At 55.7% G+C, this 26,488-nt stretch carries 20 protein-coding genes; 15 read left to right on the top strand and 5 right to left on the bottom strand.

All coding sequences use genetic code 11. The features are described from left to right. Positions 1 to 2 precede the first annotated feature (2 nt). From BXP70_RS05385 to BXP70_RS05375, 3 genes are read right to left on the bottom strand one after another with little or no spacing between them, the layout of a single operon-like run. On the bottom strand, positions 3 to 1,643 hold the full coding sequence (locus tag BXP70_RS05385) for a DUF4153 domain-containing protein (protein WP_086592993.1): 1,641 nt from the start codon (positions 1,641 to 1,643) through the stop codon (positions 3 to 5). Between the two features lie 56 nt (positions 1,644 to 1,699). Then, a complete protein-coding gene (locus BXP70_RS05380; RefSeq protein ID WP_179197596.1) occupies positions 1,700 to 1,999 on the bottom strand; it encodes a winged helix-turn-helix domain-containing protein in 300 nt (99 codons plus the stop codon). After that, positions 1,996 to 2,643: a hypothetical protein gene (locus tag BXP70_RS05375; protein WP_086592992.1), complete on the bottom strand. Its 648-nt coding sequence runs from the start codon at positions 2,641 to 2,643 to the stop codon at positions 1,996 to 1,998. The genes BXP70_RS05380 and BXP70_RS05375 overlap by 4 nt, the downstream gene beginning before the upstream one ends. 311 nt (positions 2,644 to 2,954) lie before the next feature. On the opposite strand from BXP70_RS05375, the gene BXP70_RS05370 reads away from it, so the two are divergent. From BXP70_RS05370 to BXP70_RS05305, 14 genes are all read left to right on the top strand, one after another. Beyond that, positions 2,955 to 3,428, top strand: a complete 474-nt coding sequence (locus tag BXP70_RS05370; protein WP_086592991.1) for a hypothetical protein — start codon at positions 2,955 to 2,957, stop codon at positions 3,426 to 3,428. A gap of 26 nt (positions 3,429 to 3,454) precedes the next feature. Beyond that, a complete protein-coding gene (locus BXP70_RS05365; protein ID WP_143436374.1) occupies positions 3,455 to 4,378 on the top strand; it encodes an NUDIX hydrolase in 924 nt (307 codons plus the stop codon). A 15-nt stretch (positions 4,379 to 4,393) separates the two neighbouring features. Further along, positions 4,394 to 5,275, top strand: coding sequence for a UbiA family prenyltransferase (locus BXP70_RS05360; RefSeq protein ID WP_086592989.1), 882 nt, complete (start codon positions 4,394 to 4,396; stop codon positions 5,273 to 5,275). 184 nt (positions 5,276 to 5,459) lie between these two features. Next, positions 5,460 to 7,178 carry a pectate lyase family protein gene (locus BXP70_RS05355; protein ID WP_086593195.1) on the top strand — a complete coding sequence of 573 codons (1,719 nt, stop codon included), beginning with the start codon at positions 5,460 to 5,462 and terminating at the stop codon, positions 7,176 to 7,178. Positions 7,179 to 7,299: 121 nt separating this feature from the next. Further along, entirely contained in the window at positions 7,300 to 8,745 is a 1,446-nt protein-coding gene (locus BXP70_RS05350; RefSeq protein ID WP_086592988.1) for a sialate O-acetylesterase, read from the top strand. 100 nt (positions 8,746 to 8,845) lie between these two features. Beyond that, a complete protein-coding gene (locus BXP70_RS05345) occupies positions 8,846 to 9,745 on the top strand; it encodes a sugar phosphate isomerase/epimerase family protein (protein ID WP_086592987.1) in 900 nt (299 codons plus the stop codon). Between the two features lie 25 nt (positions 9,746 to 9,770). Further along, positions 9,771 to 11,015: a ribulose-bisphosphate carboxylase large subunit family protein gene (locus BXP70_RS05340; RefSeq protein ID WP_086592986.1), complete on the top strand. Its 1,245-nt coding sequence runs from the start codon at positions 9,771 to 9,773 to the stop codon at positions 11,013 to 11,015. Continuing rightward, positions 11,012 to 12,364 (top strand): four-carbon acid sugar kinase family protein, encoded by a 1,353-nt coding sequence (locus tag BXP70_RS05335; RefSeq protein WP_086592985.1) that lies wholly within the window; start codon positions 11,012 to 11,014, stop codon positions 12,362 to 12,364. The genes BXP70_RS05340 and BXP70_RS05335 overlap by 4 nt, the downstream gene beginning before the upstream one ends. Positions 12,365 to 12,417: 53 nt before the next feature. After that, the gene (locus BXP70_RS05330) at positions 12,418 to 13,080 is read left to right on the top strand and encodes an aspartate/glutamate racemase family protein (RefSeq protein ID WP_086592984.1); all 663 of its coding nucleotides are present in this window, start codon (positions 12,418 to 12,420) and stop codon (positions 13,078 to 13,080) included. Positions 13,081 to 13,160: 80 nt separating this feature from the next. Next, the gene (locus tag BXP70_RS05325; RefSeq protein WP_086592983.1) at positions 13,161 to 14,486 is read left to right on the top strand and encodes a bile acid:sodium symporter family protein; all 1,326 of its coding nucleotides are present in this window, start codon (positions 13,161 to 13,163) and stop codon (positions 14,484 to 14,486) included. A 188-nt stretch (positions 14,487 to 14,674) separates the two neighbouring features. Continuing rightward, the gene (locus tag BXP70_RS05320) at positions 14,675 to 15,355 is read left to right on the top strand and encodes a DUF3826 domain-containing protein (protein ID WP_086592982.1); all 681 of its coding nucleotides are present in this window, start codon (positions 14,675 to 14,677) and stop codon (positions 15,353 to 15,355) included. 41 nt (positions 15,356 to 15,396) lie between these two features. Continuing rightward, on the top strand, positions 15,397 to 18,621 hold the full coding sequence (locus BXP70_RS05315; RefSeq protein ID WP_086592981.1) for a SusC/RagA family TonB-linked outer membrane protein: 3,225 nt from the start codon (positions 15,397 to 15,399) through the stop codon (positions 18,619 to 18,621). Between the two features lie 13 nt (positions 18,622 to 18,634). Beyond that, positions 18,635 to 20,446 carry a RagB/SusD family nutrient uptake outer membrane protein gene (locus BXP70_RS05310; RefSeq protein ID WP_086593194.1) on the top strand — a complete coding sequence of 604 codons (1,812 nt, stop codon included), beginning with the start codon at positions 18,635 to 18,637 and terminating at the stop codon, positions 20,444 to 20,446. A 155-nt stretch (positions 20,447 to 20,601) separates the two neighbouring features. After that, positions 20,602 to 21,222, top strand: coding sequence for a hypothetical protein (locus BXP70_RS05305; RefSeq protein ID WP_086592980.1), 621 nt, complete (start codon positions 20,602 to 20,604; stop codon positions 21,220 to 21,222). Between the two features lie 19 nt (positions 21,223 to 21,241). On the opposite strand, the gene BXP70_RS05300 is transcribed toward BXP70_RS05305, so the two are convergent. Both BXP70_RS05300 and rho read right to left on the bottom strand, forming a co-directional pair. After that, positions 21,242 to 21,904, bottom strand: coding sequence for a DsbA family protein (locus BXP70_RS05300; RefSeq protein ID WP_086592979.1), 663 nt, complete (start codon positions 21,902 to 21,904; stop codon positions 21,242 to 21,244). Between the two features lie 241 nt (positions 21,905 to 22,145). After that, a complete protein-coding gene (gene rho / locus BXP70_RS05295; RefSeq protein ID WP_086592978.1) occupies positions 22,146 to 24,392 on the bottom strand; it encodes a transcription termination factor Rho in 2,247 nt (748 codons plus the stop codon). A 393-nt stretch (positions 24,393 to 24,785) separates the two neighbouring features. On the opposite strand from rho, the gene serS reads away from it, so the two are divergent. Continuing rightward, on the top strand, positions 24,786 to 26,060 hold the full coding sequence (gene serS, locus BXP70_RS05290) for a serine--tRNA ligase (protein WP_086593193.1): 1,275 nt from the start codon (positions 24,786 to 24,788) through the stop codon (positions 26,058 to 26,060). Positions 26,061 to 26,488: the final 428 nt, after the last annotated feature.

Here is a 26,488-nt window from a genome sequence, read left to right as displayed (position 1 = left end):
GCTTACTTAGGAGCTGATGTTGGCAGCAGGAATTGCACGTGGGCCGTCTGGCTAGCACCGTCCGACTTAGCTGCTAGGCCAATGCGGTGCAGCTGCTCATAAGCGCGGGCATCGGCGTAGGTCCAGCTTTTCCACGTATGCTCGGCTTGGTAGTCGTGCAGCCAATTGGCCACGCGCGCATCCAGCAGTTGTTGGGCTTTGGCCGCGCCAACCGAATCAATGGTACCGTCGGAGTTTTCGCGCCGCAGATTTGGAATTTGGGCAAGCACAGCGCGTTTCTCTACCAGCTCCGGTAGCATGCGACCCGGCATATTCAACAGGAAACCTAGGTCCAGGGTATCGAAGCGAGTTTGCAGGTTGTAGCGCGCTATCCAGGTTTCCCAGTTGCCGCCAGCCAGCAGTAGGAGCACGGCATAGGCAGCCAGTGCGTTGAGGCGCACCAACGAGTAAGCTGAACGGCGCTGCCAGATTTTGAGCAGGATAGTGCCAAGCCCAAACAGTGTCAGCAGCAGAAACCCATACACGCCAATACGCTTGTACGCCAAGCCCATGTGCAGAATATAATAGTAGTTGCGCAGCCCTACCGACACGGCCAACACCGCGTTCTGTACCACCCACACCGTAGCTCCTAAGCGCAGCCAGCGCAGGCCCGGCGCGTAGAAATTGAGGTTGCGCCGGAAAAACCACAGCACAATGCCCATAGCCACCAAGATGCTGAAGATGAGTACGTAGGTACCCTCATGCACAAACTGGGTCAGATTGAAGCCCTTCTCTGGTTCGAAGCCAAACCAGATCCAGTTGACGTCGACCAGGTTCTCGACGAGCAACAGCAGGTTCACTAGCCCGAATACGGCCAGGGCAGCTAGGTACTCCTTGCGCAAATCGAGCAGTTGGAAACGCTTCGTACTGAAGTCGGGCTGGCGCACGGCGAAGGAGGCTACCCGGTTGCGCTGCCGCCGCACAAACTCTCCGAAGCGCGACTCGTGGTCGGCGAAGAAGTGCACGGGCACGATGATGAGCGCGCTAGTCGTGAGGGCTAGGCCTAGCAAAAAGAACAGCACATGCGGTACCGAGATTTGCTCGAACACACGGGCAAACCAGTCGCCTAGTAGGGTGAGAAAGCTAGCCGTCAGCGCCTCGTAGCGCGGATTGGCTAAGCTGAACAACACATGAAACAGCACCAGCAAGCCAAGCGGAACCAAAAACAGCCGCACGTAAAACCAGGTCCGCTTCAGCCGCAGGCTAGCCTGTCGCGGCGGCTCTAGTTGATTGACAACAGCGGGTACGGCACGCCCTAGGTTGCCCAGGCTCGTGAGCAGCGCATAAGCGACTAGCTTCAGATCGGGCTGGTTGACGTAGCCGAGCACCATTGCCAGCGATGCCACACAAGCTAGCTTCGCCACGAAGGAGCCGTACAGCACCACCAGCCCACCGCTCAGGAGCGTGCCTACCAGCGCTAGCTGGAAGTACCCCGAACGCCACACGGGCGCATGGCGTGGTAGCGTGGCCAGCACTGCCCCCACCACAAACAAGGTGTACAGCAGTAAGTTGAGCCCCGTTTGCTCTTGCCAGAATAAGAAATCAAACAGCACTGCCCCGAGTGGTAGCAGGAGCTTTTGTAAGGAAGTGAGAGGAAAACGCATGAACTATTTCAATTTTATAAAGTACTTTGTATTTCAAAGTTATAGAGCAAAAAAAATCAGCTTTCGCCCTTCAGCAGTTTTTCAAGCGCGTTAAGGTGCTCTTGAAAGGCTTGCTTGCCTTCCGTGCTGGCGGTGTAGGTGGTATTAGGCTTTTTTCCCACAAACTGTTTGCTGACGGTAACGTAGCCCGCCTTCTCCAGCGCGGCCACGTGGCTAGCTAGGTTGCCGTCGGTAAGATCGAGAGCTTCTTTTAAGTCGTTGAAACTTACTAGGTCATTAGCCATGAGCACCGCCATTACGCCCAACCGTACGCGGTGGTCGAACGCCTTATTGAGCGTATGAATGAGGTGCTTCACGATTGAGGAGTGCGTTCGTAGCGATTGTACATGAGCAGGCCATAGCCAATGTGGCAAAGCCCAAAACCGAGCGCAAAGAACGCCAATCCGAGGCCAGGAAGCAGCATAGCTACCAAACCAAGTACTATTTCAGTTAAGCCAAGCAGCCGAATTTCATCCAGCGTGTACTTGCTCGCATTGAGCAGGGCTAGCCCGTAGAACACCAGCATCCCCGGCACCACCATGCCCAGCGCCGACTTCATGTAGAGCTGTAAGCAGAACAAGCCGCCCGCCACCAGCGGAATAGCTAGGCTCAGAGCTAGCCGCCGACCTAAGCTGCTCCACAGTACGGCGCCATCTTGCCGGGCCCGGCGCTGGGTAAAGTAAAACGCAACAACCAACGCAAAGAGAATAATAGCTGTAGCAAGACCTAGTAGGAACGGCAAAATTGCCATCCGCTGGCCTTGGTCGCTATTCAAGAGCCGATAGAAGCCCTGCTCGCCGTACTGCTCGCGCAAGTAGACGTGCCCGATGCCAGCCCCTAGTAGGGCAACCACCCCCGCCCCTACCCCTGATAGGCCACTGAGCGAAATAAAGCGGGAGGAGCGCTCCATAATGGCGCGGATCTCAGTCAGTTGAGCAAGTGGATCAGTAGCGGGCTTCATATATTTAAAAGCACTTTGTATTACAAAGCTGATTCTATTTTTTAACTTTTACAACTAGCTCCTCTTTATTATTTTTGTTTACCAAGGGTAAGAGACTTGCAATAAGCACATTCCGCTTTGGCACTCTCTCTATTCATAGAGTATATAAACTATTTTATCGAACGCTAAAACCATTTCATCGCTCGCTGTCGTATGTATATCCAGCTAGCGTGAACTCACCTTCTGCTAGCTAGCTACCCTACTTATATTTTGCTACTCTTAGTTACCTGCAAGGCCGTGTTCTATTTCTCACTTCAATTTTGCCCTGTCTTATGGCAAAGCGTTATGAAATCACTCGCAATTCGCTAAAGCAAACTCTTTTACTGTGGGTTCTTAGCAACCTAGGTGGCACTCTTATTTTAGCTATCAAGTTTTCTCTTGGTAGGCTCGACGATGCCCTAATTGCCTTGGTTAGCGGAGGCATTGCTGCCCTGCTTTCTTTGTTTGTTCTGCCACTGTGGGTTCCGTTTTTTTCGGCTATCAACTGCGTTGAATGTCGTCGGGTGCAGTACCTGGTCATGCTGTCGGGAAGCGTGCTGTTCTACTTTATCGCCAACATCTTGCTTCTTTACTGCTTTCCCTTAGGCAGCCTAGATGGGGTAATGGAGCTGACTTTCCCCTACTTACTCTCGGCTTTCGTTACCATCACCTACCTCTACCGCATCGTACTGCCCCTGCCGGTAGGCCCGCCAAACATCGACTACTTCTCGCTGACCCAAGAACAGCGCGCCCAGTTTTTCAAATAACCTTTCGCCTACGCGACTTTAGCAGCATGCTTACAACGTTGCTAGGTTGTGAGCATGCCGCTGCTTATTCGGGTAGAGGAAGGCGGAGCGGGCAGCAGCAAGCCTACAACCTAGACCTAGCTCCTACTTCTCCCGTACGTTTGGGGGTGAAACTTCGCCTCCAACTCTTCGAATTTGAGGATTTATCGTGGTTCCCTAGCGTAATACGTGCGGGCATGATGGACTATTTGCGCTTTATGATCAGTCACTTGCGCATCTATGATTCCGTTGTGCCGCTCTTGCAAGTTGCCCTACGCGCTACCAACCAACAGCAAATTGTAGAGCTAGGTGCCGGTGCCGGCGGGGGCACGGAAGGTGTTGCACGTGCTATCAGAGCGGCACCCGACTTGCAAGAAGTAAGCACCACCCTGACCGACTTATATCCGCAGCCGACGGCGTGGCAGCAACTCGCCGCCCGCCCAGACACGGGTATCACCTACGAAGCCGCACCTGTAGATGCCTTAGCCGTGCCGGCACACCTTACGGGATTTCGCACGATTTTCTCCGCGTTTCACCACTTCTCCCCTACCGCCGCTGAGGCGATGCTTGCCGACGCCGTGCGGCAACGCTCGGGCATTGGCGTATTTGAGGGGGCGGGCAAGCATTGGCATGAACTCCTGCTGGCCTGGACGATCTTGCCGGTATTGCAATTGCTAGCCACGCCCTTCATGCCACCTTTCCGGCTAAGCCGGTTGTTCTTCACCTACGTCATTCCGCTGGTGCCGCTCTGCACGATTTGGGATGGCACGGTGTCGATTCTGCGTATGTACCCACCCGAGCAGCTCCTGGCCCTCGCGCACCGCGCCGACCCTAATGGTAGCTTTGCGTGGCAAGCCGGCAAGACCCGGCACTGGTCGGGCTCGCAAGTAACCTACTTATTGGGGTGGCCGAAGAGCAGCAACTCAAAGTAGGTAGTACCTTCGCTTATGCCCTTTGCTGCCTACCGCCGTGCGTTGCCGCTGCTGCGCATTCCGTTCTCGGTTTACCTGATGCCCGTTTTTTGGTTCGGGCTTAGTGCTTTGCGTGGGCCATTCGACGGTATGCGAACCCTGGGCGTGTTCGTTGTGCTGCACGTACTGGCGTACCCGGCCTCTAACGGCTACAACTCCTACTACGACCGCGACGAAGGCAGCATTGGTGGCTTAAAGCAGCCGCCGAAGGTTTCGGAGGAGCTGATTCACTTAGTATGGTTGTTCGACGCTTTGGCCGTGCTAGGTTCCATACTGTTAGGCTTGCCGTTCGCTGCTATGGTAGCCGTGTACCTAGCTATTTCCAAAGCGTACAGCTACGAAGGCATCCGGCTCAAGAAATACCCCCTGATCAGCACGCTGGTAGTGGTGGTCTTCCAGGGCGCTTTCACGTTTCTGATGACGCAGGTTGGGGTGGGCGCTGCCGCTGCGCAACTCACGGAGCCGACCAATTTGCTACTAGCTTTGGTGAGCACGCTGTTTTTGTGCGGTTCTTACCCGCTCACGCAAGTGTACCAACACACCGAAGACCGGCAGCGCGGTGACCAGACGCTGAGCCTACTGCTAGGTATTCGGGGCACGTTTGTATTTGCCGCCATTGGCTTGCTGCTCGGCGCCTTGGTGTTGGCTTTCACGTACTGGCAGCGCCAAGAATTACGCAATCTTATCATCTTCCTGCTAGCTACTGTGCCTGTAGTGGCCTTGTTCAACAGCTGGGCCTGGCAAGTATGGCGCAACCCCGCCGCAGCCGACTTCGAGCACACCATGCGTATGAACCAGGTTTCGTCCTTGTGTCTGAGCGCAGCTTTTATCACAATGCTCGTGTGGCAACACCTCTAGAGGCCCGTCGGTATTCGGACCTAGGTTCTTACACAAGCTAAAACAGCTTTAGGCAGGCATTTAGCACAACTTGCCGTGCTGAATAAGCAGGAATGATAATATCCTACACAGGGTCGAAAAAATGATAGAGGTATTGGGCGGTATTGTGGCGTTACTTAGCCGCAGTAAAAAACCCATCCTGTTCATGAAAAAATACGCCGCCTCTCTTTTCATTTCAGCAGCTTCCTTGGCCGCGCCATCCGTAGCGCTAGCGCAGTACCCTCAGATTCCGCCGGATGTTCAGAAGGCGTCCAATGAGATGATGGAAGAGGAGCTTCGCCAGTCTAATATTGCCTGGCAAAAGGCGTATCCAATCATTAAAAAGGAGGCCCGCGAAGGCAAGCCGTACATTCCGTGGGCAGCCCGCCCGATCGATTTGCCCCAGTCGCCGCTGCTTGCTTTTCCGGGTGCGGAAGGTGGCGGTGCGCATTCCTTCGGTGGTCGGGGTGGCAAGGTGTACGTGGTGACGAGCCTGGAAGACCGAGGCCCTGGCACGCTGCGCGAAGCCTGCGAACAGGGCGGCGCCCGCACCATTGTGTTTAATGTAGCTGGTATTATCCGCCTGAAAAGCCCGCTGATTATCCGGGCGCCTTATATCACTATTGCCGGTCAAACGGCCCCCGGCGACGGAATTTGCGTGGCCGGTGAGTCGGTGTGGATCAATACCCACGACGTGGTGATTCGCTATATGCGCTTCCGGCGGGGCGAAACCAACGTGGGCCGCCGCGACGACTCGATTGGTGGCAACCCAGTGGGCAACATCATCATCGACCACGTGTCGGCGAGTTGGGGCCTAGACGAGAACATGTCGATGTACCGCCACATGTACAACGACAGCACCGGCATTGCTGAGCAGAAGCTAGGTACGGTGAACATCACGATTCAAAACTCCATTTTCTCGGAGGCCCTCGACACTTGGAACCACGCCTTTGGCAGCACCCTAGGCGGCGAGAACTGCACGTTCATGCGCAACCTGTGGGCCGACAATGCGGGCCGCAACCCGTCGATTGGCTGGAACGGCGTTTTCAACTTCGCGAACAACGTCATGTTCAACTGGGTGCACCGCTCCACCGACGGCGGCGACTACCGGGCGATGTACAATATTATCAACAACTACTACAAGCCTGGCCCCCAGACGCCCAAGGATTCGCCCATCGGCTACCGCATTCTCAAGCCGGAGTCGGGCCGCAGCAAGCTAGGGTACCTGACGTTTGGCCGGGCCTACGTAGCTGGCAACATCATGGAAGGCCACGATGCCGTGACCAAAGACAATTGGAACGGAGGCGTGCAGGTGGAAGAGATGCCAAATGCGGGCAAGTACACCGCCGACATCAAGACGAACCAGCCGCTGCCTATGCCCGACATCACCATCATCCCCACCGAAAAGGCCTACAACTACGTGCTTGAAAACGCTGGCGCGACCCTGCCCAAGCGTGACCCCGTGGATACGCGTGTGATTGAGCAAGTGCGCACGGGCAAGATTGCCTACAAAGAAGGCGTGCCACTGCCCACTACGCAGTTCAAGCACCGCCGCCTGCCCATCGATTCCTACAAGAACGGCATCATCACCGACCCCATCCAGGTAGGTGGCTACCCAACCTACGCTGGCACGCCCTATGAAGATTCTGATAAGGATGGCATGCCTGATTCTTACGAGAAAAAGCACGGACTCGACCCCAAAAACTCAGGTGATGCTAGCCAAGTGAAAGGCAAAGACGGCTACACCAACATCGAGAACTACCTGAACAGCGTGGTGCCGCTGAAGCAGGTGCAGCCCTCAGGGTCAAGGTCTTTGACCAAGAAATCGGGCCGCAAGAAGGACGCTACCTCTCCCTCGCCGGGCGCTTTTTTGAGCCAGAACTAAGCTCGTACCAAGGCCCTTTTTGCATCGTCTTTCCCGAACGTGTTCTGCTCAACTCGGCAGGACACGTTCTATTTCCGGGCACATTTCTCTAGTCACTTTAAGTAGCGGGGCGCGTAAAATAATGAGGAAGAACGTACTGCTTTGGGCGCTGCTGTGCGTGCTAGCTTGGCCGGCGCAGGCTAGGATCGTGCTGCCGCGGGTGCTGGGGCACAACATGGTCTTGCAACGCAACAAACCCCTCACTATTTGGGGCAAGGCCGCGCCGGGCGAGGCTGTATCGGTAGAGTTTGGTAAGCAGAAACCTAGCACGACCGCCGACGCCGACGGAAACTGGCAGGTCACGCTTCAGCCCCTGACCGCCTCCGCCACGCCCGCCGACCTCGTGATTAGCGGCAGCAATACCATCCGGCTCCACGACATCTTGGTGGGCGAAGTGTGGCTGTGCTCAGGCCAATCGAACATGGAGTACACCATGCGCAAGAACAGCAAGGTAACGCGCCCCCAAGTGAAGGGCCCAAACCCAGTGGATGAGCTCAACTACGCCCACAACCCGGCTATCCGCATTTTTCTGGTCAACCGCAAGGAGCTGGCGAAACCAGATTCTCTGCACCGCGGCTGGAGCATCGCCCAAGATTCGGCGCTGCGGTCGTTTTCGGCAGCGGGTTACTTCTTCGCCAAAGAGCTGTACAGCAAGCTGCATGTGCCTATCGGCATAATTTCCTCCGCTGTGCCGGGCAGCCGCATCGAGCCCTGGGTGTCGGAGGCGGCTTTTCAGGCCGACCCTAGCTTTGCGGGGCAGAAAGTAGACGGCGAGCCGGGTAAGTTTTATGAGCCGATGATCCGGCCGCTGGTGCCACTCACGCTGCGCGGTTTTCTGTGGTACCAAGGCGAGAGCAACTGTTTCCTGGCCGAAACAGCCAGCTACGCCCAGAAGATGAAAACACTGATTCAGAGCTGGCGCGCGGCTTGGCATGATTCAGAGCTGCCATTTTACTATGTGCAGCTAGCTCCTTTCCAGTACTCCGAATCGAAGGACACCAAGGTGCCATTGACCAAGGAAACACTGCCCAAGTTTCGGGAAGCGCAAGAGCTGGCACTGCAGATTCCGCGCACCGGCATGATCGTCACGACGGACCTAGCCAATACAGAAGGCGGCATTCATCCTGGTTTTAAGTGGGAAATCGGACGCCGACTGGCGCTGCTTGCCCTCACAAATACCTACGGCTACAAGACCCTTGCCGCGTCTGGCCCGGTGTACCAACAGATGGCAGTGAAGGGCAACGCCGTTACGCTAACATTTTCTGAAAATGGTGGTCGCCTCGTCAGCAAAGACGGCAAGCCATTGTCGGGTTTCATGCTAGCTGGCGCTGATGGCGTTTTCGTGCCGGCTGAGGCCCGCATCAAAGGTCAGCAGGTGGTAGTAACCGCCGCTGGTGTAGCCCAACCCACGGCCGTACGCTTTGGCTGGGATGAGTCGGCTCAACCCAACTTGTTCTCGAAATCTGGCCTCCCCGCTCGCCCTTTCCGCACCGACAAGCCTGAAGTAGAACTGAAAGCTAGCAAGTAGCGTGTTCGTCTTTAGCCCGCCGACGCTGAACGCTGCGTCTTCTGCGAAATTCTCTGCGCCCTCTGCGGGCTAGTTCTGTCCCCGAAACCTTCTACTCCCCATGCTCCCTAATTCCCTCACCCGCCGTACTTTTCTGAAAGGCAGCTTGCTACTCACGGGAAGCTTGCTGCTGCCGAACGTACTACTAGCCAAGTCTAAGAAGCTCACCTACAAGATTGCCGTGGTCGATTTGATGATCCTGAAGCGGCAAAAGCTAGGGGCTTTGCAACTCACCAAAGACATTGGGGCCGACGGCGTAGAGGTAGACATGGGCGGCCTAGGTCAGCGGGAAACGTTTGACAGTCAGCTTGCTAATCCGGAGATACGCCAGCAGTTTCTGGACAAAGCCAAGGAGCTGAACCTCGAAATCTGCTCTTTAGCCATGACGGGGTTCTACGCCCAGTCGTTTGCCACGCGCGCCACCTATCAGCGCATGGTACAGGACTGCCTCGATACGATGAAGGCCATGAATGTGAAGGTGGCCTTTTTGCCCCTCGGCACGCAAGGCGACCTAGTGAAGAACCCCGAACTGCGCCCCGCCATTGTGGAGCGACTGAAAGTGGTGGGCAAAATGGCGCAGAAAGCGGGCGTCGTTGTCGGCATCGAGACAGCCTTGGATGCGAAAGGCGAAGTGGAGTTGCTACAGGAAATTGGCTCCAAGCACATTCAGATCTACTTCAACTTCTCAAATCCCCTGAAGGCCGGCCGCGACTTGAACCAGGAGCTAAAAATTCTCGGTAGCAAGCGCATTTGCCAGATCCACTGCACCGACGACGATGGCGTATGGCTACAAAACAATACCCGCCTCGACATGAACCGTGTGAAGCAGACCCTAGCCGAAATGGGCTGGGAAGGCTGGCTGGTGATTGAACGCTCGCGCGACGCCAACGACCCGCGTAACGTCAAGAAGAACTTCGGCGCTAACACCGCTTACCTCAAATCGATTTTTCAAGCTAGCTAGTCGCCTACTAGCCTGTTTTCTGCACATGGAGCGCATTACCGCCACTTATTTCATCGAAACACCTTTTGAGCCCGAAGCAGCCGCGGCTGTTCTAGCCGGCGAACAATCGTCGGGCACCTTTGTGGCGGTGCCGGGCGAAACGGCAGAACTCAAGCAGCGCTTCGCGGCGCGGGTGGAATCGGTGGAACGATTGGAAACGGTTACGGAACCGGCTATTCCGGGTGCTTCCAGCAGCACGGGCAACTATCACCGCGCCTTGGTGAACGTATCGTGGTCGGTTGAAAATTTTGGCTACAACTTGCCGGTGCTGGTGTCTACGTTGCAGGGCAACCTCTACGAAATTCGGCAGTTTACGGGCCTGAAGCTCCTCGACCTCGACGTACCTAGCTCCTATGCCGATCAGTATGCCGGCCCCGCGTTCGGCATAGAGGGGTGCCGCGCCCTCACGGGCGTATACGAGCGGCCGCTCATCGGCACCATCATCAAGCCGAGCATCGGCCTTACACCAGAGCAAACTGCCGACCTGGTGCGCACGCTCGCTGAGGCAGGTATCGACTTCGTGAAGGACGACGAGCTGCAAGGCGCGGCGGCCAATTCACCCTTTGAGGCGCGGGTGGATGCCATTATGAACGTCATCAATCGCCACGCTGACAAAACGGGCAAGAAGGTGATGTACGCTTTCAACATCAGCGGGGAGATGGACGAAATGCTGCGCCGCTACGACAAAGTAGTGAGTAGCGGCGGCACTTGCGCCATGGTTAGCCTAAACAGCGTGGGCCTAGCTGGCGCCAAGAAGATTTGTGACCAACGCGCCCTGGCCATTCACGGGCACCGCAATGGCTGGGGCATGATGACCCGCCACCCTTTGCTTGGCATCGAGTTCACGGCCTACCAGAAGCTATGGCGACTAGCCGGCGTCGACCAGATTCACGTGAATGGCATCCAGAACAAGTTTTGGGAGTCAGACGACAGCGTGGTACAATCCATCCAGGCCTGCCTCACGCCGCTGCTCGGGGGCTACTCAGTGCTGCCGGTGGTGTCGTCGGGACAGTGGGGCGGGCAGGCGCCCGAAACCTACCGGCGCACCCAAACCACTGACCTATTGTACATGGCCGGGGGCGGCATCTTGGCGCATCCGATGGGTCCTAAAGCGGGCGTGCTCGCATTGCAGCAAGCGTGGGAAGGCGCCGTGCAAGGCCTAGGTATACCTGAAATAGCCGCACGCTACCCTGAGTTTGCGGAGTCGGTGAGGAAGTTCGGCAGCCTATGAGGAAGCAACTGCTCCTCGCCTACTACGGCGACGACTTCACCGGTTCGACCGATGCGCTGGAATTTCTGAGCCGGGCAGGCGCCAAAACAGCCCTGTTTATCGAGCCGCCCACTGCTGACCATCTAGCCGCTTACCCGGAGCTTGATGCTATCGGCGTAGCCGGCCTGACGCGCGCTATGCCACCCAAGACCATGCAAACCACGTTGCAGAAGGCATTTGCGGAGCTGCGCGACCTAGGTCCGCGGCACGTTCATTATAAAGTATGTTCCACCTTTGACTCGTCGCCGACGGTGGGTAGCATCGGCCGAGCTATTGAAGTAGGCAAGTCGGTTTTCAATACTGCCTTCGTGCCGCTACTAGTAGCTGCCCCAGCCTTAGGTCGCTATTGCGCGTTCGGCAACCTGTTTGCGCGCATGGGCATCGGCAGCCAAGGCAGCATTTTCCGGCTCGATCGGCACCCCTCCATGCGTCAGCACCCCGTCACCCCCGCCGACGAAAGCGACCTGCGCCTGCACCTAGCTAGGCAAACCACGAAGCAAATCGGCTTACTCGATATTCTCTCCATCGAGAAGCCGTCAGCTGCGATTCGTGCCACCCTAGCTGCGCAAGTGCAAAACGGCGCCGAAGTGATGCTCATCGACGCGCTGTACGACGAGCAGCTGCTTGCCATTGGTGAAACGCTGGACTACTACGCCGCCGATCAGCCGCTGTTTTCGGTGGGCTCATCGGGCGTGGAAATGGCTCTAGGTAAGTTTTGGGCGCAACAGGGGGCGCTTGCACCAGTCACGGCGTGGCCTACCCCTAGCGTTGTTGATCCGTTGCTTGTGATTTCGGGAAGCTGCTCCCCCGTTACGGCGGGGCAAGTCGCTTGGGCCAAGGAAAACGGTTTTGCCGAAGTTGTGCTGAACGCGCAGGAGCTAGCCCGCCGCCCCGAAAAAGCCCTCGACCTGTGTGACTACAAGCAAGCTGCCATCGACTACATGGAGCAAGGGCAAAGCGTGGTGGTGCACACCAACGGCGGCACGGCGCGGGCAGAAGAAAATCTATCTTCTCAAAAGCTAGGTACGGCCTTGGGGCTGATTGCCCGCGCCGTAGCACAGCACACCAAGGTGCAGCGGGTGGTAGTAGCCGGCGGCGACACCTCCAGCTACGCGGCCCGCGCCATGGGTATCGAGGCGGTAGAAATGATAGCGCCGCTCTGCCCAGGGGCGCCCCTTTGCCGCGCTTCGGCCCCTGGTTCGCCCTTGCACGGCGTGGAGGTCAACTTCAAGGGCGGCCAAGTTGGCGAGCCTAATTACTTCGGCGCTTTACGGACCGGAAAACTGTCTGAAACCCCAACACCCTCCTAGCAGGCTAGCGTCTGCCCGAGCGCACATCTTACTCCTCACCTCTCAGTACAACTATGGCCACCCCAACCCTAGGTCTTATCCACACTTCCGCCACGTTGGTGCCCGTGTTTCAGCAGCTTTGCAACGAGTACTTGCCCGGCGTGCAGGTGTTTAACATCGTCGACGATAGCCTGATCAAGAATGTTATCAAGTGCGGCGAGCTACGCCCCGATAATGCGCGGCGCGTGGTCAACTACGTGGGCTCCGCCGAAGCCGCCGGCGCCGACTACATTATGGTGACGTGTTCCTCCATCGGGGCGGCGGTGGAAGCTTCGGCGGCTCTCACCAAAGTGCCCGTGCTCCGCGTCGATCAGCCCATGGCCGACCAGGCCGTGCAAACCGGCAAGCGCATCGGTGTTATTGCCACGCTGCCTACCACCCTAGGTCCTACCAGCGACTTGGTGCGCCGCCGTGCGGCCGCCGCGGGCAAAGACATCGAGCTAGTGTCCGTGCTCTGCGAAGGTGCCTTCGACGCTCTCATGAGCGGCGACGCTGCCACCCATGATGCCATGGTAGCCGGTGCCCTCAAAGACCTCGTGACGAAGGTAGATGTGGTGGTGCTCGCGCAAGCCTCCATGGCCCGCGTGGTCGACACGCTCGACCCAGCTGACAAGCAAGTACCTATTCTAGCTAGCCCCGCCATTGCCGTGCAGCACTTAGCTAAAGAGCTGCTATAAGCTGAGCAGAGTATCACGGCGCTTACGTCGTGGTGCCACGCTAATTCAGCTTATTCGTCTTAACCCGCTATCCTGCTGCTATGAATCGGATTTCTAAGCTCTGTTTACTCGTCTGTGGCGTAGCAATGGCCACTTTACTGCTCGGGATAGTTCAGCAAAACGCGCTGTTATGGCAACCAGCGGCTGTTGTGGCGGCCGTGAGCTTTGCTCTGGGGATGAAGAGCATACCACTGCTGCGGAGCTACCAATACACCGCCTGGATCATTGTGGCCGTAGTGGCGGGCATGGTTTACCCGGCCGCTTTCTCGCACTGGGGCAGCGTCGATTTGCGCAACAAGTGGCTCATTTTGTTCGTCGTGCAGCTGGTAATGTTTGGGATGGGTATTCAGATGAGCATCCGCGACTTTTCGGGGCTAGCTTCGACTGGCAAGGGTGTGCTCATTGGCCTATCTTGCCATTTCTCGGTGATGCCGCTGATGGGTTTGCTGCTCACCAAAGTATTTCGTTTCGAGCCCGAAATTGCCGCCGGCATCATTCTCATTGGCTCCTGCTCCAGTGGGCTAGCTTCCAACGTGATGGTGTATCTGGCGCGAGCCAACATGGTGCTATCAGTAGTCGTGACGGCCATGGCTACCCTAGCTGCTCCATTCCTTACGCCTTTGCTGCTGAAGCTCTTAGCCGGCACGCTCATCGAAATTAAGTTCGTGAACATGATGATGGAAATCATCAAGATTGTGCTTGTCCCAATTTCAGCGGCCCTGCTCCACGACTACCTCAAAACTGCTTCTCCCCACGGTTGGCGTACGGTACGCCTGATGCTGTTTGCCGCTGTCGGCTGGTTGGTGGCACTAGCAGCGGGCTTGTGGCAGTTCTTCGAAACGCACCTAGGTAGTCCCGAAGCGCTAGAAAGCTTGAGCGTTGTGGGTTTCTTGGCGGCCGCTTTGGTCGTAGGGGTGCTGTATCATGTGCTGGCAAACCGGTACCAACGGCTCGACACCATAATGCCCTACCTTTCCATGTTCGGCATCATCTATTTCACCGCCGTGACCACCGCCGCTGGCCGCGACAACCTGCTCAAGGTCGGTTTCCTGCTCTTCCTGGCCTCAATTATTCATAACGCCGCTGGCTACTTCTTTGGCTATTGGCTCAGTCGCTTGGCAGGCTTGGATAAGAACTCCGCGCGTACAGTGGCCTTCGAGGTGGGGTTACAGAATGGCGGTATGGCGTCGGGGCTGGCGGGTAGCATGGGTAAGCTAGGTACCGTAGGACTTCCCGCCGCTGTTTTCAGTCCCTGGATGAACATTTCTGGATCTATCCTAGCCAACTATTGGCGCCGCAAACCAGTGGAAGTTGAAGAAACGCCCATTCTGAACTTGCGGGAGGCAGAAATGCTCTCGGAGAGATAATCCGCCCGAATTCTGTTTCTTGAATAATATCGGTAACGTTTGCGGTATCCTTGTAGAGTTCACCCGCTCATGAGCTTCACCTTAGCTTCATGTATGGTAATTTCCTACAATAAGTTGGTAAAAAACTGGATATAGGCGTCGGGCAATAGAATGTAACTTGCTACCATTCTCGCAGTTACAAACACACTATGCACAACGCTCTTCGAAGTCTTCTTCTTGCCGCAATCCTTTCCGGCTCAGTTAGTAACCTAACTTTTGCACAAGCTCAACCCACGGAGTCGGCAGAGGCTGCTTACACGCGCACCATCAACGAGCGGGCCGATAAGATTGTAGCAAAGATTGAAGGCCTAGACGCGAAGAAAGCGCCGCAAGTGCGCGACGCCATTGCGAATCAGTACCGGGAGCTCAACGAGCTACAAGAAAAACAAGATGCTCAGCTAGCCGCCCTAAAAGTCAAACCCCAAGGGGAAAACACAGCCGACGAGAAAAAGAAAATAGAGGCTGCGGTAGCTGCATCGCGTGATAAGCTGCACAAAAAGTACCTGGGCAAGCTTAGCCGCACGCTTACCTCTAGCCAGGTCGATCAAGTGAAGGATGGCATGACCTACGCTGTGCTGCCCATCACGATGAAAGCCTACCAGGAAATGTTGCCCGATCTGACGGAAGCGCAGAAAACGCAAATCATGGCCTGGCTAACTGAAGCGCGCGAACACGCCATGGACGCGGGCTCCTCGAAGGAAAAACATGCTTGGTTTGGCAAGTATAAAGGCCGCATCAACAACTACTTGTCCGCGCAAGGTGTCGACATGAAGCAGGCCGGAAAGGACTGGGCAGAGCGCCGCGCCCGCGCCGAAACTCCCAGCAACTAGCCCCAGCGGATTGTACGATTTTAACTCCCCATCCATTTGCTATGATCCATCATCTACAAGCGCAGCTCCCACCTACTCTAAGCCCTCCTACCCGCTTAGCCTGTGCGCTACTAGCCGGGTTTCTGCTCGGGATTCCCGCCACCTATGCTGCTAGTTCATCCGAGCCTACTTTCTACCGGCTCACCGATACGCCTGTGGCTAATGGCGTGGGCGGTACGGTAAAAGATGCCAAGGGTGCTGGTATTCCGGGCGTAACGGTGGTGGTAAAAGGCACGAAGAACGGCACCGTTACGAACCCCGACGGCTCCTACCGCCTCGAGCTAGCGACCGGCAAAGAAACCTTGGTGTTTAGCTCTATTGGCTTCAAAACCCAAGAAGTTGCGGTGAATGGCCGTGCTATTGTCACTATTACCCTCATAGACGACGCGGCCGCCCTGAACGAAGTGGTAGTCGTTGGTTACGGCGCCCAAACGAAGGTCAACCTGACGGGCTCCGTGGCGCAGGTCAACATGAAAGCCATTGAAGAACTGCCTGTTGGTAGCTTATCGACTACGCTGGTGGGCCAATTGCCCGGCGTGGGCGTGAGCGGTGGTACGGGTCGCCCCGGCGACAACGGCCAGATCACCGTACGTAACCCCGTTATCCTGTCGAAAGACGGTGGCACTTTACGTCCGTTGTTCGTCATCGACAACATTGTTCGGACAGAGGACGACTTCAACGTACTCGACCAATCAGAGGTCGAATCGATTTCGGTACTGAAGGATGCGGCTGCCGCTATCTACGGCGCCCGTGGCAACCAAGGCGTGGTGCTGGTGACTACGAAGCGTGGCAAAGCCGGCGCGCCTAAGTTCAGCTACAGCGGCTCGGCTGGTACTGCCGATGCCGTACGACTACCTAGCATGATGAGCGGGTACGAACAAGCCGGTTACCTCAACGACCTCAACTTCACCAACGGTGTAGCGCCTACTTCACAACTTTACTACACCCAGGATGAGCTTGACTACTTCAAGCAGCACAACTTCAATTGGTTGAAGGCAGCTTGGAAGCCTGCCGTCGTGACGCGCCACGCGCTAAACGTGAGCGGGGGCAGCGAGCGAGCTACGTACTTTGCGGGGGTATCATACAACTACCAGAACGCCAACTTTGATAATATCAATGCTAACAAGTGGACGTTCCGGGCCAGCACCGATGTGAACATCACGCGGGGTTTGCGGGCGAGTATGATACTCAGCGGGGACCTAGCTCAGAAGAAGATGTACTTCCTGAAGCAGGGTAGTGAAAACCCCGAGAACGACATGCGGAGCCTGCTCTACACTCCGCAGTTCAGCGTGCCTTATGTAGATGGCTTGCCCGTACTGCTATCCACTAGCAGCAACACCAATACCCTAGATGCTTTTCACTTCTTCGAAGTACAGAAGCTGAACAACTACAGCCTCACGCGCAACTCAGGCTTCAACCTGAATGCCTCCCTCGACTACGAACTGCCTTTCATCAAAGGCTTGAAGGTGCGGGCCGTGTACAGCAAAACCATGGATAATAGCTTTGGTAAGCAGTACGGCACCCGCTACAATGTGTACCAGTTCGATATGCTAGGTACCAATAAGCACATCTACGGCGGCCCAGTGACACGGACAGTTTCGCTGAACAACGGGGACCGGGTGCGCCTCAATCCCTCTTACTACGATAACTATCAGGTAAACGGCTACATCAACTACGACCGTAAGTTTGGGCGGCACCAGGTATCGGCTATTGCATTCTTTGAGCAAGCCGAGTACCACCGCGACGAGCTGACCGGCATGAAGGAAGGCGTTGTACAAGGCGGCTACGACAACATGAACTTCGCCCTAGGTACTACTACGACTACGGAGAGCGAAGTTAAAACGGCTAACCTGTCGTACGCGGGTCGTCTGAACTACAACTTCGACAACCGCTACCTACTCGAAGCATCGGTGCGCTACGACGCCTCCACCAACTTTGCGCCGGAGTATCGGTGGGGTGTTTTCCCCTCCATATCGGCCGGCTGGATTATCTCCGACGAGTCCTTCTTCAAAAATAATATTCGCCCCATCAACTTCCTTAAGTTCCGGGGTTCGGTGGGTCACCTCGGTGGTGATGCTACCAAGGCGTATCAGTGGCTACAGAGCTATGATATTCTGCTAGGTAAAGGAGCTGTGTTCAACAACGCAGACAAAGGCATAGGGGTACAACCCAAAAACGCCATTGCCAACCGCGAAGCACGTTGGGACGATAACATCAAGTATAATGCGGGCATCGATATGCAGATGCTAGGCAACCGGTTGTCGTTCACGGTAGATGCATTCTATGACCACCGTTACAACATGCTAACGGCCCTGAGCGCTTCTGCTCCGCTCCTAATTGGCGCCACGCTACCCTCCGAAAACTTCTCAACAGTAAATGCTTACGGCTACGAAATATCGCTGGGCTACGGCGACAAAATCACCGCAGACTGGTCGTATCGCATCAACACGTTCCTAACCTGGAACGACGCCAAGTCCATTAAGATCGACGTAGATAAAGGCAAGGTTGGCCAGTGGAACGACCCTACGGGCCGCACCACCAACCTAGGTATTGAGGGCTACCGCTACCTAGGTATGTTCCGCACTGATCAGGAGGTAAAAGACTACGTAGATGCTCATAAAGGCTATACCATCTTCGGAAAAGCGCCGGCGCCTGGCATGCTCTACTACCAGGACCTTCGCGGCCCCAAAGATGCCAACGGCCAATACACGGAGCCCGACGGCATTATCACAGAGGTGGACCAGGAGTATATCTCCAAACGGCAGAACAACAACTACAGCATCGGCTTCAACCCCAGCATGACGTATCGGGGGCTGAGCATCCAAGTAGTCATGGGAGCTTCTTTTGGCGCTCCGGCTCAGGTGGAAGGTGCCGCTCGTAAGCAAGGAACCGTTACCTCGAACCGCCCTGATTTCTGGGCTGACCACTGGCGGGCCGATCATACGGATGCCAAGTATCCAAGCCCAGCCTACGTGCAAAGCTACGATGTGAACTCCGCCTACTGGCTTCGCAATGGTTTCACGGCTGGTATGCGCAACGCTACTGTTTCGTACACTTTCCCGGTGCAACTAGCCAGCAAAGTGGGCATGAGCAGCGTCAAGCTATTCTTCGTGGCTGTGAACCCGCTCAATTTCTATAATCCCTACAGCTACAAAGTGTACGGTGGTGGCTTCGACAACTACCCCACCATCCGCTCGCTGTCCTTGGGTTTGAACGTTGGCCTGTAATCTTTTTGTAGAAATGAATATTTGCTTGAAAAGCACGGCTACTGCTTGCGCTGCCTTGCTCATGCTGCTAACCAGCTGCGAGAAGGTACTCGACAAAGTTGACCTAGGGGCTGCCAACCCAACTTTAGTGTTTGGCGACTCAACCCTCGCCAACCTCAACCTCAGCGTTATCTACGACCAAAACTTACCGGGCTGGGCTGGGCAGGGCACCATCGGTCTAAATAGCATCAACCCTAGTAACCTGTCGGACGAGTGTGCGAACACAAACGTCTCTTCGCTCGAAGCTAGGTTGTTGGAGGGCACCCTACAGCCCAACGACATCCAGGATTTTGGCACTGGACTAAGTCCCACCAATAATTACGGTAAGATCCGGCTGATCAATTCTTTCTTGCGAGATGCAAACCGGGGCTCGCTCTTACAGGGCACCAAAAACCGCCTACGTGCCCAAGCTTACTTCTTTCGTGCCTGGCGCTATTTCGACTTAGTACGCCTTTACGGCGGGGTTCCGCTTATCACAAAGCCTTTGGATGCCGTTGGCGAAGATGCGCGCGCCGCGGCGTATCTACCCCGCAATACCACCGCCGAAACATTTGCGCTGATCAAAAGTGACCTTGATTCGGCTATCATGTTCTTGCCAGGTAGGTGGACCGCTGCTGAGTGGGGCAAAATCACGAAAGGGGCCGCCGCCGCGTTCAAAGCCCGTGCGCTGCTTTACTATGCTAGCCCGCAGTTCAACCCATCCAACAACTCTGCTCGGTGGCAGGATGCTTATGACGCCAGCAAACAAGCGGTTGCTATCCTGAGTGCTAATGGCTACAGCCTGCACCCTTCCTTCGACCAGCTGTGGTTCACGGAAAGCGCAAGCAACCAAGAAGCAGTGATGATCACTGGCTTCAACACAGCCACCGGCGACCAAGTAAGGAAACCTAACGGCTACGATAACAGTGCCCGCCCAGCCTACACCGGTACGGGTGGTGGCTCCTGGCAGCCGACTTGGGACATCGTAAGTGCTTTCCCGATGCTTGATGGCAAAAAGCCTGGCCAATCGACGAAGTACAGCTACACGCAGCAGCTCTTCTACAAGAACCGTGACCCACGTTTCGATAAGACCATTGCCTATAATGGAGCAACGTGGCCACTGAACGGCAATAATTCGTACAAGCTCTGGACGTACTTAGAGAAAGGCAAAAGCGTAGAGCGGACGGCTACCAACACAGGCTTCTACACGCGTAAAGCCATCAACCCAACCGTAGCCACCGGCGATGCGCAGTATGTCGGCACCGATTGGATTGAGATTCGCTACGCAGAAGTGCTCTTAAACCTAGCTGAAAGTGCGTGCGGTATCAACCGCTTGCCCGAAGCCTACGACCAGCTAAAAGCCATTCGGAAGCGAGCAGGCATCGAAGCAGGTGCTGATGGCAACTACGGTTTGAAAGCCGGTATGAGTCAGGCCGAAATGCTCGAAGCTATTCTTTACGAGCGGCAAATCGAATTTGCCTTCGAGGGCAAGCGCTTCTGGGATTTGCGTCGTCATAAACTATTTGAATCGACGCTAAACAATAAACGCCGTCGTAGAGTCGAAATCGCGCTGAAAACAACAGGTGTTCCAGCTGATTTCACTACCACTCGTGATAACGTGAACCTAGACAAAGCCTACACAGATTACTTCGATATTACTGTTAAGGACCTAGATCCCAGCCCCAGAATCCTCAAATGGGATTCGAAGTACTACTTCTTCGCTTTGCCTCAACAGGCTATTGACAACAATCCTAGCTTGAAGCAGACCCTAGGTTGGCCAGCCGGTTCCTTCGATCCGCTGCAATAACAAGACTTTTCCACTCAACTTCGGCCTACAATCCCTTCTGCCTACCCGGCGGAAGGGATTTTTGCTTTTGCCCTATCTGTAACTTGTCTGCGTCTGTTTCGTTTGTAGCACCTAGGTTTTTGGCTCAACAGTTACCTTGCTAACGCTGTCAGGTTATGCGCTTTACCACACCTTTGCTGCTGCTGTTGCTATTGGCTGCTTGCTCGACACCCGATGCCCGACAGGCCCGCACTACTGCACCCACAGCCGACACCGCTTCAACTGCCGAACCAATGGATACGGCCCGCGCTGCCAAGGTGAATGCCCAATCGGATACGTTGAAGACGGTGCAGCGCAAGCACCTCTTCTCCTCTCCTTCTACGCCCGATGTGTTTATGCTCACGCTGCGCGGACCCAACTTACTCAGCGGCGAAGCTAGCTTTACCATCACCGACGCCAGCGGGCAAGTTATCTTCCGAGAGGTGCTCACCGCCCCCGATTTGGAAGCAGCTATGGTGTATGAGATGCAAGGACCTAGTGCCACCCAAACCGAGCGCGAAGCTTTTGTAAAGAAGCGGATCGACGAGTTTTTTGCTGACGAAAATTTTCAGCAGCCAGCCCTGGCTAAAAACGAAAAATACCAGCCTGGCCAACTCGACCGCGCCACCTGGGACGACCTACATAACCGCGCCGATGCCATTGGCTTCCGCTACTTAGTAGGTAAGGAAGAAACCCGCCGGATCGCGTGGTCGCCGCTGAAGAAGCAGGTGGTAAAGCTAGGTAGTACTGGCGGTTGAGCTTCAGCCAAAAGCTAGGTTACTTTGCTTCTTCGTCAGCCTGCAACAAAGCTAGCTCCAGCCCCGAGGCAAATACCTCATAGCGCTGAAAGCCCTGGGCTAATAGGTAGCCTTGGTTGCCTAGGCGCAGAATAGAAGTAGGAAAGCCTTTGACGCCGATTTGAGCTACGGCGGCAAATTCTTGACGTACCGCTTTTTGTGCAGTAGCTAATAGTTGCTGGAAAGCCTCTGCTTCGATGCCATACGGCGCAACCAATGCGTTGTAAGTCGCGGGATCGTTCAGATCCTTGCCGTCTTCAAACAAGGCCTGCTGAATAGCATGCGCGAAATGAACAGCGCGGTTTTGCGTTACATCCAGTTGGCGGAAAACGACGAGCGCCCGACACGGCAGCTCTGAGTTTAGCACATAGTCTCCTTGCTGACCTAGGGTTCGGAAAGCTTCGCCGAATCGTGCGCCTGTAATGCGCGCCAACTCGGGCAGAGCCGTTTCGAGTTGAGGCCATTTGGCACGAATTGGCCCCACCTGCTCGCCCGTTACCATGCCCCCATTCAGCACCGAAACATTGATACGCCCCTCAAATTCAGCTTGAATGCGTTGGATAACGGGCGTCATGCCGTAGCACCAGCTGCACAACGGGTCGTAGATATAGAGTAGCTCGGGCAGGTCGATTTCGGGTTCCATGAGCGAAAAACTAGCTAACGGAGTAAATGTTAGAACGGCTCTCTTGTACCTAGCTTGAGCGGCGATGAAGTAGTGATAACAGCTGAACAACGGACGCGCTTAATTTATGCCCGCTACAGTGCGACGCAGAACAGGTTTTTACGCTACCTAGCTTCTACTTCTTTATATCTTCAAGGATGCTCAAACGAAAAGCGCCAACCCTTACCGGGTTGGCGCTTTTCGTTTGAGCATTTTATACGACCTAGCCGTTCATTGAAACCAAGAACTCTTCATTGCTCTTGGTGCCTTTGATACGGTCTTTCAGGAACTCCATGGCCTCAATAGCCGTCATGTCCGACATGAACTTGCGCAGCACCCAAATGCGGCTGAGTTCGTCCTTGCCCATGAGCAGGTCTTCGCGACGAGTGCCGGAAGCTGGAATATCGATGGCTGGGAACACCCGCTTGTTGGCAAGCTTGCGGTCGAGCTGCAATTCCATGTTGCCGGTACCTTTGAATTCCTCGAAGATAACTTCGTCCATCTTCGAGCCGGTTTCAATCAGCGCCGTAGCAATGATGGTGAGCGAACCACCATTTTCCACGTTGCGGGCTGCCCCGAAGAAACGCTTGGGCTTGTGCAACGCGTTAGCATCCACACCACCCGATAGGATTTTGCCGGAAGCTGGCTGCACCGTGTTGTAGGCACGAGCTAGGCGTGTGATGGAGTCAAGCAGAATAACGACGTCGTGGCCGCACTCTACAAGGCGCTTTGCTTTTTCCAGCGCGATGGTGGCAATCTTCACATGGCGGTCGGCCGTCTCGTCGAAGGTCGAGCTGAGCACTTCAGCTTTCACCGAGCGTGCCATGTCGGTTACCTCTTCCGGGCGCTCATCAATGAGCAGAATCATGAGGTAAACCTCGGGGTGATTCTCAGAAATGGCGTTGGCTACCTCTTGCAACAGCACCGTCTTACCCGTTTTGGGTTGCGCCACGATCAGGCCACGCTGGCCCTTACCAATGGGAGCAAACAAATCCAGAATCCGGGTGCTTAGTAAGCTCGACTTGGTCGTTAGCTTCAGGCGCTCCTGAGCGAACAACGGCGTCAAGTTATTAAACGGAATCCGGTCGCGGGCTTCTTCCACCGTGCGGCCGTTGATGCCTTCCACGTTTACTAGCGCGAAGTATTTCTCGCCTTCGCGAGGCGGACGGATGGTGCACTTCACCGTATCGCCTGCTTTCAGAGCAAATTGCTTTACCTGCTGCGGCGCTACATAAATATCGTCGGGCGACGACAAGTAGTTGTAGAACGGTGAGCGGAGGAAACCATAGCCACCATCGGGCATCATTTCCAGGGTGCCTTCGCTGTTGATGGTGATATCAAAATCGTTACGCGGCGTCCGGGGCTGCTGTTGGTCACCTTGCCCCTGGCGTGGCTCCCGAACTTCTCCTTGGCGCTGTTGGCGCTGTTGGTCGCGGGCGGCAAACCGATCATCGCGGCGTTGCTGTTGGTCGCGGTTGCCTAGGCCATCGCGCTGCTCGCGGGGTTCACGCGGCGCATCCGTGCGCAACGCACGTGGCTCGCGATTATCCCGGTCGCGGGGTGCATCATTACGGTACTCACGTGGCTCGCGCGGAGCATCGTTTCGCTGCTCACGGCCATCACGATTTTCTCGTGGCTCGCGCTGAAACTCGCGGTTTTCGCGTGGCTCGCGGCCTTCACGTACAAATCCTGTTGGCTGCTCAGGGCGCGGTTCGCGGGGAGCGGGCGCTACCACTGCTTCCACCGCAACCGGTGCTTCAGTAACTGCTGTTTCAACGCTAGGCGCTTCTACTACAGGAGCTTCCGGCGTTTCGGCTACTACTGGGGCAGGGCTAGGTGCTGGCGCATCTGAGGAGAATTCTGGTTGAGCATCCGCAGCAGGCGCGGCTACCGCACCGTTCTCCGATGCCCGGCCATTGCGCGTCCGGCGTTCAGGCCGCTGGTATATCTTCACCGGACGATTAGGACCGGTCAGGTCTTGCGGATTTGCATCTGACGCAGCTACTGCTTCTGGGGCTGTCGCGGGCTCTGGAGCTACTGTAGGCTCCGGCGCGGGGCTAGGTGCAGCAGCTTCAAGGGCCGGAGCCTCTACCTCGCTCGCTATAGCGGCAGGGGCAGCAACAGCGGACTGCGAAGCGCGCGGGTTACGCCGCGGGGCAGGCTCACGCCGGGCAGGGGCTGCAGCCGCCGCCCGGCCATTGGCCGCTGGTTCGGGGGCAGGAGCCGCTTCCACCACTTCTACAGGCGGTGCAGCCACTGCCACGTCAGAGAACGGTTGATCGGTTGCCTTACCGTTGGCCGATTTTACTTTTTTAGGAAGCTTATCAGTCGGCGTAATCGCCTGTTGATCTAAGATCTTATAAATCAGATCTTGCTTGCTGAGTTTCTTGAAGTTGCCAACATTTAGCTCTTCTGCTATCTCCTTTAGCTCGGATAGCAGTCGATCCTTCAACTCTTCAATATTGTACATAAACTAAACAGGAGGAAAAAACGGACAGGGCACAGAACCGGCAATGGAGCACTATAGATCAAACCTGACAAGGGTGAGTAGCCGCAGAACGGCGCGCGACAGTGAGAATAGCACGAAACCCGGGGTGATAGTAGGGGAGGCGCTGGAAAGAAAACGGGCCGTACGCGAGAAATACTAACTGCGGGCCCGGCATCAGCGGCCGGCTTGCTAACGCAATGTTAACAGAATACGCCCGAACCGCCAAATAGGATACACGAAATTTATAAGTTATACGCGGTGCCGGTCAATAACCTAGCTAAACTTAGTTTGCTTAGTACGTAGCAGGCTCCGTGCATGTTGCTTACGCTACTTCTATCTACTTTTGTTCCCATTCCACTACGCGTTTTCTGCTATATGCTGCAAGTTTCTGTACTAAAAGAACAAACTGACCTCGTACTGGCTGGTTTGGCGAAAAAACATTACCCCAACGCCGAAGCGGAAGTGGCCGCCATTCTCGACCTCGACCAGCGTCGGCGGCAACTCCAGACGGAGCATGACCAAGCCCAGGCCGAAGCCAATGAGCTAGCTCGCCAAATTGGTGGCCTGATGAAAAGCGGCGACAAAGCCGGTGCCGAAACGCTTAAAGCCCGCACGGCCACGCTGAAGCAGCAAACCAAAACGTCTGCCGAAGAGCTTACGCAGGTAGAAGCCTCGCTGCAGCAGGCCTTGGTGAAGTTGCCCAACCTGCCCCACAGCAGCGTACCCGCTGGCCGCACTCCCGCCGACAATGAAGTGGTAGCCGAACATGGCCCCAAACCCGAGCTGCCCGCCCACTCCCTCCCCCACTGGGAGCTGATCAAGAAGTACGACATCATCGACTTTGAGCTAGGTAACAAAATTGCCGGCGCAGGTTTCCCGGTGTACAAAGGCCAAGGCGCTCGGTTGCAGCGGGCTCTCATCAATTTTTTCCTCGATGAAGCGCGCAACGCTGGCTACTTCGAAGTGCAGCCGCCTATCTTGGTAAATGAAGCCTCGGGCTACGGCACGGGCCAGCTGCCTGACAAAGACGGCCAGATGTACCACGATGCCCAGGACAACCTGTACCTGATTCCGACGGCTGAGGTGCCCATCACGAACCTCTACCGCGACGAGATTATCCCGACGGAAAAGCTGCCCATCCGCAATGCGGGCTACACGCCTTGCTTCCGCCGCGAGGCCGGCAGCTGGGGCGCCGACGTGCGCGGCCTCAACCGCCTGCACCAGTTCGACAAGGTGGAAATTGTGCAGATTGCCCAGCCAGAGCAGAGCTACGCCATTCTGGAGGAAATGCGGGCGCACATTGAAAGCTTGCTGCAAAAGCTAGGCTTGCCTTACCGCGTACTACGTCTTTGCGGCGGCGATATGAGCTTCACCTCGGCCCTCACTTACGACCTAGAGGTGTGGAGTGCTGCTCAGGGTCGTTGGCTGGAAGTAAGCTCGGCTAGCAACTTCGAAACCTACCAAGCCAACCGCCTCAAGCTCCGCTACCGCGCCGAAGGCGGCAAGACGCAACTGCTGCACACGCTAAACGGCTCGGCTCTGGCTTTGCCACGTATTGTGGCCGCCCTGCTGGAAAACAACCAGACCGAAGACGGCATTCGGTTACCGCAGGTGCTGCACAGCTACTGCGGGTTCGAAAAGATTGGGTAACACTTCTATTTATCTCCAAAACCAAAAAGGGTCGCTAAGTAGCGACCCTTTTTGGTTTTTAGCTGATACCAACTCTTTAAGTGCAGGAAATTTGCACTGCACAACACAAACGCTACTATCTCCATCGATTCAGCATGCGGTTCTCTCTTATCTTATTCTCACTTCTTCTTTCAGCTTGCATTGATCTAGATCTGCATGAACGTCACCTTGTTGGTCCTTACTACCTAGCTCAAGACCCGGTGGGTTCTTACGAAACTCTATTTTATCGCTTATCAGGGGGTCTTGATGCGGAGAGAGTTAGCAACGTATACAAAGCAGGTTATACAGAGAAGTTTGTTTTCGTCGAAGCAAAAGCTGGCTTCTATTGCATAAACCGCAGGCAAGACCGACCTGCGGACTTGGGTGACCTTGCTGTGCAGCAATCAATG

The organism is Hymenobacter crusticola, assembly GCF_002154225.1.
GTDB lineage: Bacteria > Bacteroidota > Bacteroidia > Cytophagales > Hymenobacteraceae > Hymenobacter > Hymenobacter crusticola.
Note: the sequence above shows the minus strand (reverse complement) of the source record. Positions and strands in the feature narration are given on the sequence as shown.